Source organism: Streptomyces sp. NPDC001868 (assembly GCF_040297125.1).
Classification (GTDB): domain Bacteria; phylum Actinomycetota; class Actinomycetes; order Streptomycetales; family Streptomycetaceae; genus Streptomyces.
In genome coordinates this window covers 69,832-84,474 of sequence record NZ_JBEOYO010000016.1, presented here as the reverse complement: position 1 = coordinate 84,474, position 14,643 = coordinate 69,832, and the positions used below count along the sequence as shown (strand labels likewise).

Here is a 14,643-nt window from a genome sequence, read left to right as displayed (position 1 = left end):
CCCGGCTCGTGTGCGACAAGCGCCGCCGCATCGAGGAAGGTCCCCATGAACCGCACGGCTCGTACGAACAGCAGCAACCCCTCCCGCTCCCGCACGGAGAAGCCGGAGAAGGGCGCTGCCGTCCGCACGGACAAGGGCTCCGCCGGTACCGGCGCCGCCCGGGGCAACCGCGCCCGCTCACAGGGCACGGGCGCCGGAACGGGCGGTGGTTCAGGGCAGGGCGGCGGTACATCGAAGGGCCGTTCGAGCGGTGCCGGTACGGGCGCCAAGACCGGCTCGGCGTCCAAGGGCGGTACGCCGTCCAAGGGCGGTACGGCCAAGAACGCACCGGCGAAGAACGCGTCGGCCAGGAACGGGTCGGGCAGGAACGCCGCGCCCAGGACCGGCCGTAGCAGGCCGTCGCGTGGCGGCGGTGGCGGTGGTCGGCCCGCCGTGGCGGCCGGTGGGGAGTTCGCGCTGCCGGTGACGGTCACGCCCGCGCTGCCCGCCGTCGAGACGTTCGCCGAACTGGAGTTGCCCGCACGGCTGTTGGAGACCCTCGGCGCCGAAGGGGTGACCGCCCCGTTCCCCATCCAGGCCGCGACGCTGCCGAACTCGCTGGCCGGCCGGGACGTCCTGGGCCGGGGCCGCACCGGCTCGGGCAAGACGCTCGCCTTCGGTCTCGCGCTGCTGGCCCGTACGTCGGGGCAGCGGGCCGAGCCCCGGCAGCCGCTGGCCCTCGTCCTCGTACCCACCCGGGAACTGGCCCAGCAGGTCACCGACGCCCTCACCCCGTACGCCCGCGCGCTGCGGCTGCGGCTTGCGACCGTGGTCGGCGGCATGTCCATCGGACGTCAGGCGAGCGCGCTGCGCGGCGGTGCCGAAGTGGTCGTGGCGACACCCGGACGGCTCAAGGACCTCATAGACCGCGACGACTGCCGGCTGGACCAGGTCGCCATCACCGTCCTCGACGAGGCCGACCAGATGGCCGACATGGGCTTCATGCCGCAGGTCACCGCGCTGCTCGACCAGGTGCGTCCCGGCGGACAGCGGATGCTGTTCTCGGCCACCCTGGACCGCAACGTCGACCGGCTGGTCCGCGAGTACCTGCACGACCCCGTCGTCCACTCGGTCGACCCGTCCGCGGGCGCCGTCACCACGATGGACCACCACGTGCTGCACATCGAGGACGACGACAAGCACGCCACGACGACCGAGATCGCCGCCCGTGACGGACGGGTGATCATGTTCCTCGACAGCAAGCACGCCACGGACCGGCTGGTCAAGAAGCTGCTGGCCGTCGGGGTGCGCGCCGCCGCCCTGCACGGCGGCAAGTCGCAGTCCCAGCGCAACCGGGCCCTGAGCCAGTTCAAGGAAGGCGATGTGACGACCCTGGTCGCCACGAACGTCGCCGCCCGCGGCATCCACGTCGACGACCTCGACCTCGTCGTCAACGTCGACCCGCCGGGCGACCACAAGGACTATCTGCACCGGGGCGGCCGTACGGCCCGGGCCGGCGAGTCCGGGACGGTCGTCACGCTCGTCCTGCCGCACCAGCGCCGTGAGGTGACCCAGCTGATGGCCGTCGCCGGCATCACCCCGACGACCACGCGGGTCCGCTCCGGCGGCGCCGACCTCAACCGCATCACCGGCGCGCAGGCCCCCTCGGGTGTGCCCGTCGTCATCACCCCGCCGGTCACCGACCAGCCGCCCGCCCGGTCCGCTTCGTCGTCCCGCGGCCGCCGGGGTCGCCCCGGCCAGAGCCGCCGGCGCGCGCCCGCGAAGGGGAACGGCCGCTGAGCGGCGCGGAACGGGCTCGGCCGGCCGTGGAACTCTGAGGGGGGCGGCGGGCGTTCACAGGGAGACGTGCGGAACGCACGCGGACGACCGGAACGACCGGCACGACACGGGCTAAGCCGAGGTGGCACGCATGGCGATGTGGGATCGGATCAAGGACCAGGCCAAGGGTCTGCAGCAGCAGGCGCAGGGAGCGCGGGGCGGCACCGGACACGGACGGCCGGGCGCGGGGCCCATGGGCTCCAACGGGCCGATGGGTTCCACCGGGTCCTCGGGGTCCGGGCGGTCCTCCGGCGGGTCGAAGGCCCAGCTGGTGAGCGCGCTCAAGTCCCAGCTCACCTCCCTCAAGACCGAGCTGAAGAGCGGTGCCTACCGGGACGCCAGCATGGCCGTCTGCGCCCTGGTGGCCGCCGCCGACGGGAACGTGGACGAGCACGAGCGGGCGCACGTGGAGTCCCTGATCCTGAACAACGACGTCCTGCAGAACTTCCCGGCCGACCAGCTGCGGCAGCGCTTCAACAAGCACGTCGACCAGCTGTCGTTCAACTTCCAGCAGGGCAAGGCCACCGCCATGCAGGAGATCGCCAAGGCCGCGAAGAAGCCGACGGAGGCGCGGGCGGTCGTCCAGACCGGCTTCGTGGTGGCGGGCGCGGACGGGTACATCGCCCAGTCCGAGGAGCAGGTCCTGCGCGAGGTGTGCGCGGCGCTCGGCCTGTCCCCGCAGGAGTTCGGCCTCTGACGGCAGGCGCTCCCGGGCACCCTTCTCCCACACCGTACGCTTAGGCAAGCCTCAGCTGCCTGAGTGCGGGAAAGTGATGGAGAAGGGTGCGTGTCGGGAGTCGTGGGTCGCCGTGTCGGCTGGCTGGTCGCCGCCCTTCTCCTGCTGTCGCTGGCCGTGCTGCTGAGCCTCGCGGTGGGCAGTCGTACGATCCCGCCCTCTGCGGTGTGGGACGCGCTGGTCCACGGCGGTACGACCGACGACGCCCAGGTCGTACGGGCGCTGCGGGTGCCGCGCACGGTCATCGGGGTGCTCGTCGGGGTCGCGCTGGCCGTCGCCGGGACCGTGCTGCAGGGCATCACCCGTAACCCGATCGCCGAGCCCGGCATCCTCGGCATCAGCCAGGGCGCCTCGCTGGGCGTCGTCTGTGCCATCGCCTTCCTCGGCGTGCACTCCCTGACCGGGTACGTCTGGTACGCCTTCGCGGGCGCCGGGGCCGCGGCGGTCTGTATCTACGCCGTCGCCGGCAGCGGGCGCGGGGGTGCGTCGCCGGTGAAGCTGGCGCTGGCCGGGGCGGCGATGAACGCGTTCCTCGCGTCCGTCGTCTCGGCGATCCTGACCACCAACGCGCGGGCGCTGGACGAGTTCCGGTTCTGGGACGTCGGGTCGATCAGCGGGCGGGACGCGTCGATCGCCGGTCAGGTCTGGCCGTTCCTGCTCGCCGGGCTGCTGCTGGTGCTGGCCATGGCCCGCGGTCTGGACGCGCTCGCGCTCGGCGACGACATCGCGCGCGGGCTCGGCCGCAATGTGGCGCTGCTGCGGGCGACCGGCGCGCTGGGCGCGACCGTCCTCACGGGCGCCGCGGTCGCCGCGGCCGGCCCCATCGCCTTCATCGGACTCGCCGTCCCGCACATCGCCCGCGCCCTCGTCGGCCCCGGCCACCGCACGCTGCTGCCGATGGCCGCACTGCTCGGCCCGGTGATGCTGCTCCTCGCGGACGTCCTCGGCCGAGTCGTCGTACGCCCTTCGGAGGTACCGGTGGCCGTCATGACGGCCCTCGCGGGCGTGCCGTTCCTGATCGTGCTGGTACGGAGGAAAGCGGTGGCGACGGCATGACGCACGTCGACGACCACGACGACCGCGACCACGGCGAGGGCAGCGGCAACGGCGCCCGGCGGCCGGGGCGGGCCACCGCTCCCGGGACCGCCGGCTCGCCGGGGTCCGGGGAGGCCGGGGAGGGCCGGGAGTCGGCGTCCCCAGGGTTCTCCGCCGCCGCAGCCACCGCTGCCCCAGGGTCCGGGGAGTCAGCGCTCCCCGGGGCCTCCGCCGCCGCGACCGCCGCTTCCTCCGGGGCCTCGGCCTCCGCCGGGACCGCCGGTCTCGCGGAGCGTTCGGCCTACGCCACGGCTCCTCCCATCGTTCCCCGGCCTCGCGGTGGGGCCCTGTCCGGCCGGCCCGTTGGGCATGTTGTCGTGCGGGGTGGGTGGGGGAGCAGTTTTCTGGTGTATCGGCGGGCCATGGGCGTGGCCCTCGTGCTGGCCGGGCTGCTCGCGGTGGCGGTGGTGGTGTCGCTGTGTGTCGGGGAGGCGTTCGTCTCGCCGGACGAGGTCGTGCGGGTGCTGGTCGGGCTGCCCAGTCCCGATGAACTGGTCGTGGGGGAGCTGCGGTTGCCCCGGCTGGTGACCGGGCTGCTGGTGGGGGTCGCGTTCGGGCTGTCCGGGGCGCTGATCCAGACCATGGCCCGCAATCCGCTCGCCAGCCCCGACATCATCGGGGTGACGCACGGCGCGGGCGCGGCGACGGTCGCCGCGATGACCTTCGGGCTCACCTCGGCCGCCGCGCTGCCGTACGTGTCCGTCGTGGGCGGGCTGCTGGCCGCGCTGCTCGTCTATCTGCTTGCCTGGCGGGGCGGGCTCAGCGCATCCCGGTTCGTGCTCGTCGGCATCGGGATCTCCGTGGCGCTCGGCTCACTGACCCGGCTGCTGGTGACCAAGGGGGACTATCTCGTCGCCCAGCAGGCCAAGGTGTGGCTCACCGGGTCGCTCAACGGCCGCGGCTACGACCAGGCGGCGCCGCTCGCGACGGTTCTGCTGCTGCTCGTGCCGTTCCTGCTGTGGGCGGCCCGCGCCCAGCGGAGCGCGGCGTTCGACGACGACACGGCCACCGCGCTCGGTGTCCGGCTCGGCCGGGTACGGCTGGGGCTGAGCGTCCTCGGCGTCGTCCTCGCCTCCGTGGCGACCGGGGCCGCCGGGCCCGTCGACTTCGTGGCGCTGCTCGCCCCGCAGATCGCCCGGCGGCTGACCCGTACGCCGCACGTTCCGCTGGTGTGCTCCGCGCTGACGGGTGCGCTGATCGTGGTCGTCGCCGATGTGCTGGCCCGCAAGCTGCTGTCGCCGCTGGAACTGCCGGTCGGCGTCTTCACCGCCCTCGTGGGCGCCCCCTATCTGATGTGGCTGATCATCCGCACCCGCGGCAACCGCTCCGGAGGAACCGCGTGACCGCCGACCACCCCACCGGGCAGAACCCCACAGACCCCACCGGCCGGGAAGCGAGGGGCGCAGCCCCCGCTTCTCAGGGGCGCGGGGAACTGCGCGACCAGCCCCCACCCATCCGCACCCGCCCGACAACCCCCGCCGCCCCCAACCCGCGCACCAACTCCCGCCTCGCCGCCCGCTCCCTCACCCTCGCCTACGAGGACCGTACGGTCGTCGAGGAGCTCGATCTGGAGGTGCCGGACGGGAAGGTCACCGTGATCGTCGGGCCCAACGCGTGCGGGAAATCGACGTTGTTGCGGGCGCTGGGGCGGCTGCTGAAGCCTCGGCGGGGGGCCGTGCTGCTGGACGGGGCCGAGCTGGCGAACGTACCCACGCGGCGGATCGCGCAGGTGATCGGGCTGTTGCCGCAGACGCCGGTGCCGCCGGAGGGGATCACGGTCGCGGACCTGGTCTCGCGCGGGCGGCAGCCGCACCAGAAGTGGTGGCGGCAGTGGTCCGACGACGACGAGGCGGCCGTCGCCCACGCGATGGAGCGCACGGGGACCCTCGACCTCGCCGAGCGCCCGGTCGACGAGCTGTCGGGCGGTCAGCGACAGCGCGTGTGGATCGCGATGGCCCTCGCCCAGGACACCGACCTGCTGCTGCTCGACGAGCCGACGACGTACCTCGACATCGCCCACCAGGTCGAAGTCCTGGACCTCGTACGGCAGTTGAACCACGAACGCGGCCGGACGGTGGTCGCGGTGCTGCACGACCTCAACCAGGCCGCCCGTTACGCCGACCATCTCATCGCCATGCGGGCGGGCCGGATCGTGGCGCAGGGCCCGCCCGCCGACATCGTGACCGCCGAGCTGGTCCAGGACGTGTTCGGGCTCGCCTCGGTCGTCGTACCGGATCCGGTGACGGGTGATCCGCTGGTGGTGCCGGGCCCGCCAGGTGTCCGGAACCACACGCTCCATGGCTTCCCGGCCCACAGGAAACCCATAAAGTAAGGCGTACCTAAGTCCACAGTCGTGACCGACGGGAGCCCCCCATGCCCCCCACGCCCCTCCGCCGCCGCGGCACCACCGCCGCGGCCCTCGCTCTCGCCTCCGCGCTGGCCCTGACCGCGTGCGGCGGCTCCTCCGACGGGGAGGGGTCGGGTGCCGGGGCCTCCGCCGGCGCCGCCGAGAAGAAGGACGTCGCCAAGGGCGGCAAGGACTTCGCGGACGCCGCGAAGAAGACCGCAGCGATGGGCACGGACGCCGAGGCCGGCGAGTGGCCGCGCACCATCGAGCACGCGATGGGCGAGACGAAGATCGAGGCGGAACCGAAACGCGTGGTCGTCCTCGACGTGGGCGAGCTCGACAACGTTGTTTCCCTCGGTATCAAGCCGGTCGGGCTCGCGCCGACCGAGGGCTCGCCCGAGCTGCCGTCGTATCTGAGGAAGGACGCGGGCAGCCCGAAGAACGTCGGCACGATCAACAGCCTCAACCTGGAGGCCATCGCCGCGCTGAAGCCCGACCTGATCCTCGGCAGCCAGCTGCGCGCCGCCGACAAGTACGACGAGCTGTCCAAGATCGCGCCGACCGTGTTCTCCGTCCGCCCCGGCTTCACCTGGAAGGAGAACTACCTCCTCAACGCCGCCGCCCTGGACAGGACGGCGGAAGCGAAGGAGAAGCTGGCGGCGTACGCGGCGAAGGCCGACGCGCTGGGCAAGAAGCTCGGCGCCGACAAGCCGACCGTGTCGATGGTCCGTTACATGCCCGACGGCGTCGTCCGTCTCTACGCCAACGCCTCGTTCATCGGCACCATCCTCAAGGACGTCGGCGTCCCCCGCCCGAAGAACCAGGACATCGAGGACCTCGCCGCCGAGATCAGCGCCGAGAACATCGACCAGGCCGACGCCGACTACATCTTCACCGGCGTGTACGGCGACCCGAAGGCCACCGACAAGTCCAAGGCCCAGGGCAACCCGCTGTGGAAGAACCTGTCCGCCGTCAAGGCCGGTCACGCGTACGACGTCCCGGACGAGACCTGGTACCTCGGCCTCGGCGTGACCGCCGCCGACGAGGTCCTCGGCGACCTGGAGGACCACCTCACCGCCCAGTAGAGGCCACGTCGTCGTACCCCACGGACGCCGGCCGTCCCCACAGCCGGCGTCCGTGAGTGCTTGAGGGTGCGGGGCGCTACGCCCAGCAGCCGTTGACGGTGGCCGCGAGGCCGTCCAGGGCGTCCTTGATGTCGGACGGCCCTGCGGTGGAGTCGTTCTCGATGAAGGAGAAGACCTTCCACTGCCCGTCCTGGCCCTTGGTCAGACCGCTCAGGGCGACGGCGCCGGTGAGGGTGCCGGTCTTGGCCTTGACCTGGCCGACGGCGCACTGGGAGTCGGCGGTGTCGAAGCGGCCGAACTCCGGGCCCAGGGTGGCGCCCGCCTCACCCGAGACGGGCAGCCCGTCGATGATGTACTTCAGCGTCTGGGCGTGCCGGGGGTCGGCGGCCAGGTCGACGATGTCGGCGATGGTCCGCGCCGGGATCCGGGTCGCCCGGGACAGCCCGCTGCCGTCGTACATCGCGAAGTTGTCGAGCGGGACGCCGTACCGGGTGAGGACGTCGCGGACGACGGCGGTCCCGTCCTCGAAGGTGGCGGAGCGGCCGGCGCCGAGCGCGGTGAGCCGCAGCAGGGACTCGGCGATGTCGTTGTCGCTGACCTTGAGCATCCGCTTGACGATCGTGGACAGCTTGTCGGAGGTGTGCGAGGCGACCGGCACGTCCCCCTTGCCGACGACCCCGCGCGTGACGTCACCGTCGACCGTGACCCCACGGTCGGCGAGCAGCTTGGCGAAGACTCCGCCCGCGTCGAGGGAGGTGTCGTCGACGTTGTGGGAGTCGACGACCAGCGCGCGTACGGGGGCGATGGAGTCGGGGTAGTAGCCCGTGTTCCAGCCGTTGGCGAGGGTCGGCTCGGGGAAGAGGCTGTCGTCGATACGGACCTTCACCGAGGTGAGGCCGGCGTGCTTCAGCCCGGCGACGGCGGTCTTGGCGAGCGCGTCGAGGTCGTCGGTCGTCAGCGTGCGGTCACCGGCGCCGACGAGGGTGAGCGTGCCGTCGCCGTACACGACCTTCGTGGTCAGCCGGTGGTTCGGGCCGAGCACCGTCAGCGCGGCGGTGGAGGTGGCCAGCTTCGTGTTCGACGCGGCCATCAGCGCGGTGTCCGCGTCGTGCCCCCACACCACCTTGTCGGACTTGGCGTCGATGACGACACCGCTGAGGGTGCTGCCGAGGCGGGTGTCCTGGCTGCGCGTGTTCAGGTTGTCCGCGATCTTCTGCTCGGCGGCGTCGAGTTCGGTGGCACCGGCCTTCGCGGTCGTCTTGTCGGCGGCGAAGGCGGACGTCCCGGCCAGGATCGTCCCGGCGACGGGGGCGACGACCGCGATCACGGCCGCCCTGCGGAACGCCGGGTTCGGAGCCTTGGCCTTACGGTGCCGGCCGCTCGCGCGGACGACGGAGGAGGGGGCGGGCGTGGGGGTGGGCATGGGGGGCCTCGGTGGGGGGTGAGGAAATCTTGAAAGCGAAAGTAACAGTCTCGACTCCCCCTACTGATGGGTACTTTGTGAAGACTTGACGCTCCCCATTCCGTTTATGACGGGGGCCACGCCGTACGGGCGGACAGGTGCGTGCGGGCGGTCCGGCATGCCGTTGTCAGTGGCGGGGGCTAGTCTCCGGACAACTGACCGTTTGTCCGTTTCAGGGAGGTTCTCGTGATCGCGCGACTCAACCCCTACCTCAGTTTCAACGGCGACGCCCGGCAGGCGATGGAGTTCTACCAGGAGGTCTTCGGCGGCGATCTGACGCTGAACACCTTCGGTGAGTTCGGACAGCCCGACGCCCCGGAATCCGACAAGATCATGCACGGCGCGCTGGAGACCCCGAGCGGCTTCATGATCATGGGCGCCGACACCCCGCCCGGCATGCCCTACACCCCCGGCACCAACTTCTCCGTCTGTCTCAACGGCGACGACGAGGCGGCGCTGCGCGGCTACTGGGAGAAGGTCTCCGCCGGAGCCTCGGTCTCCGTCCCCCTCGACAAACAGATGTGGGGCGATGTCTTCGGCATGTGCACGGACCGCTTCGGCGTCCCGTGGATGGTGAACATCGGCGAGACGCAGGGCTGATCACCGAGGGCGCACCGGCGCCGGGCCGGGCGCGCGCACAACCGACGCACGCACAACCGACGGGTACGACGCCTCGTTGAGGTCCACGGCACCACCGGACGGTGGCGGCCCACCGACCCCGGCGGACGAGGAGACCCACCATGCCCTGGGCCAAGGCGAACGGCGTCGAACTCTTCTACAAGACAGCCGGGTCCGGCGACCCCCTGGTCCTGGTGCACGGCTCCTGGGGCGACCACCACAACTGGATCCCGGTCCTCCCCGCCCTCACCGAACGCTTCCGTGTCCTGGTCTACGACCGCCGCGGCCACAGCCGCAGCGAGCGTCCCGCGGGACAGGGCACGCGACGTGAGGACGAGGAGGACCTGGCCGCCCTGATGGAGACCCTGGACTTCGCCCCGGCGTACGTCGCGGGCAACTCCTTCGGCGCCTCCACCACGCTGGGCCTGGCGACCCACCGCCCCGACCTGTTCCTGGGCCTGGTCGCCCACGATCCCCCGCTGACGGGCATCGTGGCCGACGGTTCCCCGCTCACGGGCCTCGTGTCCGACGGCCCTCGCGCACGGTCGCTCCTGACGGACATCGCCGTGAGGTTCGCCTCCGTCCTCGCCCACCTCCGCGCGGACGACTTCCCGGCGGCGGCCCGCCAGTTCACGGACGAGATCGCCCTCGGCCCCGGCACCTGGGACCAGCTGCCCCCTCCCGTCCAGCAGACCTTCCTGGCCAACGCCCCCACGTTCCTCGACGAACACCGCGACCCGCACGGGGCCGACCTGGACCTCCCCCGTCTCGCCGCCTACACCGGCCCGGCCCTCCTCACCAGCGGCACAGCCGGCCTGCCGTGGTTCGCCCCGATCACGGCCCGCCTCGTCGAGACCCTCCCCCAGGCGGCCACCCACACCTTCGAGGGCGCGGGCCACATCCCCCACGTCACCCACCCCGAGGCGTACGCCCGGGTGTTGGCGGCCTTCGTCGACGGCACCGGCCCGACAGGGGAAGACCCCCGCCCGTGACGGCGAACCGCCGCGAGCGGGGGTGACGAGTCCCTGTCCTCTCACCCGAAGGTGACGTCGAGACTGCCGTCGCTCCCGAACGACCAGTGCAGGCCGCCGGAGTACGAGGAGCAGCGGGACCCGTTGGCCCCGGACCAGAACTGGTTGGAGCTGTCGGAGCTGCCGATGATCCGGTCGTTCGTACCGCTGCCACCACGGCACGAGGTGTTGTCGCGGAACACCGACGTACCGCCGTCGAAGTTGAAGTTCCGCTCGGTGTTGTCGATGCTCACGTTGCCCGAGACGGCCATCGTGCCCGGGTTGCTGTTCCACGTGAAACCGTGCTTGCCGTTGTCGTAGGCGATGCTGCGCCGGACGACGTGGTTGACGGCGATGTCGTCGCCGCCGAGCTTGTAGCCGTTGCGGTCGCCGTTCCCGGCCTGCGACCCGTCGCTGAGGGTGCCGTTCTCGTAGGCGAGCGAGTCCTCGACGGTCACCGGCCCGATGGCCCCGGTGTCCGTCTTGGTGTAGAGGTCCCAGCCGTCGTCGATGTTGTTGTGGGCGACGGCGTACCGGAAGACGTTCCCGGTCCCGGTGGTGAGCTTCGCGGCGAAGCCGTCCGCGTCCTCCCCGTCGGAGTCGGCGTTGTCGTGCGACTCGGCGCTCAGGACGAGGTTGTCCGAAGGCCAGTCGGCGGCGGGGGTGCTGGAGGCGATCCGCCCCAACTGCAACCCCGTGTCCCGGTTGAACCGCGTCACGGTCCGCTCGATGACGTTGTCGCTGCCGCCGACGTAGATCCCGTTGTCCCCGGCACGCTCGACGACGAGGCCGTGGACGTGCCAGTAGGAGCCGTTGATCTGCAGCCCCCGGTTCGACGAACTCTCGCTCTGCGCCGCGAAGTTGAGGACCGGCGTCTCCCCCGGGTACGCCGACAGCTTCGTACGGGCGGCGGCGGTCCCCGAGTTGCCGACCGGGATGGTGACGGTGGACGCGTGGGCGTAGGTGCCGCCGCGCAGGTAGATGGTGCCGCCGGGGGTGATCCGGCTGATCGCGGAGGTGAGGGTGGTGGGGGCCGAGATCGTGCCTGTCGCGCCGTCCGTCCCGCTCGGCGCGACGTACAGCGTGGAGCCGGCCGGCGGCGGTGTGGTGGTGCCGTCGGGGACGACGGCGTCGAGGCGGTCGATGTTGGGCAGGCCGGTGGCGGCGGTGGGGCTGATCCGGATGACGTTGCCGCCCGAGGTCACCGGCACGGTCAGCGTCTTGGTGGTCCACGCCGTCCAGGTGCCGGTGCCCTCGAAGGACGTGGTCGCGGCGGTCGTACCGTTCACCGTGATGTTCGCGGCCCGCGCCCCGGTGGTGCCGTTGGCGAAGCGGACGGACAGGGTCGCCGTGCCCGATGCGGGTGCGGTCACGGTGAACTGCGCGTACGCGCCGACGGCGTTGGTGCCGTTGCAGAATCCGCTGCCCGAGTATCCGGTCCAGTCGGAGTCGATGGTGCCGGTGCAGACGGCCGGTGACGTCTCGGCCTCGTAGCGGGCGGTCGCGGCCTGCGCCGTCGTACCGGACAACGCGACCAGCAGGCCCGCGACGAGACTTGCGCTCGCCATGGCCATGACAGGTCTGATATGGGTCGATTTCATCGCTCGGTCTCCAGGGTCGTGGTCCAGAATCCGACACGGAAAGCGCTTTCCCTTTGGCGAGTGTCGGGGGGCGCCCTGGGCGCGTCAATACACCGGAGCGAGGAAAGTGTTCACATGGATGAACTCGTGAAGGGTGAAAGTGGCCATCTAACCCGGATGGAAGGTCGGTGCACTGAAGATCATCCGAGGATGTGAACAGAGCGGCCAACAATAAAGGCAAGGAGGTAACCCCACTCCTTGCCACTCTCAACGTATAGCGCACCGGGGGGCTTGCGGCAAGACCCCCGTCGTGCCGCAGAATCTCCGGCCTGAGCCAGTATCGATCGACCAGACCCGTCCAGCAGAGCCCATGGAGAAGAGCCCATTGAGCAGAGCCCGTGGAGCAGGCCCCATGGTGGTAAGTGACCTCATCTTCGGAGCGTTCGGAGCGAATGCAGTGACCCCCCCGACCACCCCCCGCGCGTTCGACCTCCCCGACCGCCTCTCCGCCAAGGCCGACCCGGCCCTGATCGCCGCCGACGAGCGGCACTTCGCGGCGCTCGCGCGGTGCCTCGAGGAGTCGATCGCCGAGGTGTCCGCCCAGCTCGACGCCGTACGCAGGGCCCCCGGCGGTCTGGGCCGCCACGCGATGGACCGGGACACGGAGATCCACCGCCTGACCGCCCGGCTGCGCACCCTGCGCCGCTTCGGCCTGGACCTGTGCCTCGGCCACATGGTGAGCACGGACGACCCCGGGAACCCCGTCTACATCGGCCGCCTGGGTCTCACGGACAGCACCACGGGCCGCCGCCTGCTGATCGACTGGCGCTCCCCCGCCGCCGAGCCCTTCTTCGGCGCGACGCACGCCAACCCGATGGGCCTGACGAGCCGCCGCCGCTACCGCTGGACCAACGGCCGTATCAGCGACTACTGGGACGAGGTCTTCTCCCCGGCCGACCTGGACGGCCTCACCGACCACCACGCCGCCGCCCTCGACGACCAGTCCGCGTTCATCGCCAGCCTGGGCACCAACAGGTCGGAGCGTATGCGGGACGTCCTCGGCACCATCCAGGCCGACCAGGACGCGATCATCCGCGCGAGTTCCCGGGGCGCCCTGGTCGTGGACGGCGGCCCCGGCACCGGCAAGACGGTCGTGGCCCTGCACCGCTCCGCCTACCTCCTCCACTCCGACCCCCGCCTCGGTCACCGCCGGGGCGGCGTCCTCTTCGTCGGCCCGCACCGCCCGTACCTCTCCTACGTCGCCGATGTCCTCCCGAGCCTCGGCGAGGAGGGCGTACAGACCTGCATCCTGCGGGACCTGGTCGAGGAGGGGGCGACGGCCGGTACGGAGTCCGATCCGGAGGTGGCGCGTCTGAAGGCGTCGGCGGCCCTGGTGGGCGGGATCGAGAAGGCCGTCCGCTTCTACGAGGAACCGCCCGCCGAGGGCATGACGGTCACGACCCCCTGGTCCGACATCCGGCTGAGCCCCGCCGACTGGGCCGCCGCCTTCGACGCGGCGGAACCGGGCACCCCGCACAACGAGGCCCGTCACCAGGTCTGGGAGGAACTCCTCACGATCCTGAACGACAAACACGAGGCCGCGGCCGAAGCCGATGCCGACCACGGCGCCGACCCGGACGCGGACACGCCCGTCTCCCCCGCCCTGCTCCGCAGGTCCTTCCTCCAGAACAGGGACCTGGTGGCGACCTTCAACCGGGCATGGCCCCTCCTGGAGGCGGCGGACCTGGTCGGGGACCTGTGGACGGTACCGGCGTATCTGCGGCTGTGCGCGCCCTGGCTGACCCGGGACGAGGTACGACGCCTCCAGCGCGAGGACCCCCGGGCCTGGACGACGTCCGACCTGCCCCTCCTGGACGCGGCCCGTCAACGCCTCGGCGACCCGGAGACGGCCCGCCGCAAGCGCCGGCACGCGGCCACCCTCGCCGCGCAGCGCGAGCGTATGACCCAGGTCGTGGACAACCTGATCGAGGCGGTGTCCAACTCCGGCGCGGACGCGGACGACGGCGAAGGCCTGGTGACGATGCTCCGGGGCGAGGACGCCCAGGTCAGCCTGGTGGACAACTCCGAACTCCCCATCCTGTCCCCGGATCTCCTGGCGGGCCCGTTCGCCCATGTCGTCGTGGACGAGGCGCAGGAACTGACGGACGCGGAGTGGCAGATGCTGCTCCTGCGCTGCCCGTCGCGCAGCTTCACGATCGTCGGCGACCGCGCCCAGGCCAGGCACGGCTTCACGGAGTCCTGGCAGGACCGGCTGAAGCGGGTGGGCCTGGACCGCGTCACCCTGTCCTCCCTGACCATCAACTACCGCACACCGGAAGAGATCATGACGGAGGCGGAGCCGGTGATCCGGGCCGCGCTCCCGGACGCGAACGTCCCGACGTCGATCCGCAGCGGCGGCGTCCCGGTCACCTACGGCCCGGCGTCGGACCTGGACGGGACCCTGGACGCGTGGCTGGCCGCCGACGCCGACGGGATCGCCGACGGGATCGCCTGCGTGATCGCCGCCCCGGGCTCCGACCCCCTCTCCGCTTCGCGCTTCCGCGCGACGCCCCGCATCCGTTCCCTCACCCCCGAACTGTCGAAGGGCCTCGAATTCGACCTCGTCGTCCTCATCGACCCGGAGGACTTCGGCGAGGGCATCGAGGGAGCGGTGGACCACTATGTGGCGATGACCCGGGCGACGCAGCGGCTGGTCGTCCTGACGACCGGCTGAGGCGGAGTCCGGGCCGGGGGGCGGGGGCGGCGCACGCGAGAGCCGGCGAGCGATCAGCCGCACCGGCTTGATCGCGTCGCCCGCCCGCTGTCGGCCTCTCCTCACAGACAACCCTCAGACACTCCTCCACCGTCCTAGGTGACGCGAGAGGCACCCGG

General features: G+C 71.7%; 11 protein-coding genes. 9 read left to right on the top strand and 2 right to left on the bottom strand.

Features of this window, described 5'->3' with window-relative positions:
* Positions 1-45 precede the first annotated feature (45 nt).
* The 6 genes from ABT147_RS20395 (at position 46) to ABT147_RS20370 (ending at position 7,081) form a co-directional block, all read left to right on the top strand.
* Positions 46-1,779, top strand: a complete 1,734-nt coding sequence (locus tag ABT147_RS20395; RefSeq protein ID WP_351408004.1) for a DEAD/DEAH box helicase — start codon at positions 46-48, stop codon at positions 1,777-1,779.
* A gap of 130 nt (positions 1,780-1,909) precedes the next feature.
* Positions 1,910-2,515 carry a tellurite resistance TerB family protein gene (locus tag ABT147_RS20390; RefSeq protein ID WP_351408002.1) on the top strand — a complete coding sequence of 202 codons (606 nt, stop codon included), beginning with the start codon at positions 1,910-1,912 and terminating at the stop codon, positions 2,513-2,515.
* A gap of 90 nt (positions 2,516-2,605) precedes the next feature.
* Entirely contained in the window at positions 2,606-3,610 is a 1,005-nt protein-coding gene (locus tag ABT147_RS20385; protein WP_351407999.1) for a FecCD family ABC transporter permease, read from the top strand.
* Positions 3,611-3,909: 299 nt separating this feature from the next.
* The gene (locus ABT147_RS20380; RefSeq protein WP_351408190.1) at positions 3,910-4,992 is read left to right on the top strand and encodes a FecCD family ABC transporter permease; all 1,083 of its coding nucleotides are present in this window, start codon (positions 3,910-3,912) and stop codon (positions 4,990-4,992) included.
* A 110-nt stretch (positions 4,993-5,102) separates the two neighbouring features.
* Positions 5,103-5,981: an ABC transporter ATP-binding protein gene (locus ABT147_RS20375; protein ID WP_351408188.1), complete on the top strand. Its 879-nt coding sequence runs from the start codon at positions 5,103-5,105 to the stop codon at positions 5,979-5,981.
* A 41-nt stretch (positions 5,982-6,022) separates the two neighbouring features.
* Positions 6,023-7,081 (top strand): ABC transporter substrate-binding protein, encoded by a 1,059-nt coding sequence (locus ABT147_RS20370; protein ID WP_351407997.1) that lies wholly within the window; start codon positions 6,023-6,025, stop codon positions 7,079-7,081.
* Positions 7,082-7,157: 76 nt separating this feature from the next.
* On the opposite strand, the gene dacB is transcribed toward ABT147_RS20370, so the two are convergent.
* Entirely contained in the window at positions 7,158-8,504 is a 1,347-nt protein-coding gene (dacB, locus tag ABT147_RS20365) for a D-alanyl-D-alanine carboxypeptidase/D-alanyl-D-alanine endopeptidase (RefSeq protein ID WP_351407995.1), read from the bottom strand.
* A gap of 225 nt (positions 8,505-8,729) precedes the next feature.
* Here dacB and ABT147_RS20360 point away from each other — a divergent pair, with 225 nt between their 5' ends.
* On the top strand, positions 8,730-9,143 hold the full coding sequence (locus ABT147_RS20360; RefSeq protein ID WP_351407992.1) for a VOC family protein: 414 nt from the start codon (positions 8,730-8,732) through the stop codon (positions 9,141-9,143).
* A gap of 140 nt (positions 9,144-9,283) precedes the next feature.
* Positions 9,284-10,153 (top strand): alpha/beta fold hydrolase, encoded by an 870-nt coding sequence (locus ABT147_RS20355; RefSeq protein ID WP_351407990.1) that lies wholly within the window; start codon positions 9,284-9,286, stop codon positions 10,151-10,153.
* 41 nt (positions 10,154-10,194) lie between these two features.
* Here ABT147_RS20355 and ABT147_RS20350 read toward each other — a convergent pair whose 3' ends face one another.
* On the bottom strand, positions 10,195-11,745 hold the full coding sequence (locus ABT147_RS20350; protein ID WP_351407988.1) for a right-handed parallel beta-helix repeat-containing protein: 1,551 nt from the start codon (positions 11,743-11,745) through the stop codon (positions 10,195-10,197).
* A 463-nt stretch (positions 11,746-12,208) separates the two neighbouring features.
* On the opposite strand from ABT147_RS20350, the gene helR reads away from it, so the two are divergent.
* Positions 12,209-14,485: an RNA polymerase recycling motor ATPase HelR gene (gene helR / locus ABT147_RS20345; protein WP_351407986.1), complete on the top strand. Its 2,277-nt coding sequence runs from the start codon at positions 12,209-12,211 to the stop codon at positions 14,483-14,485.
* Positions 14,486-14,643 lie beyond the last annotated feature (158 nt).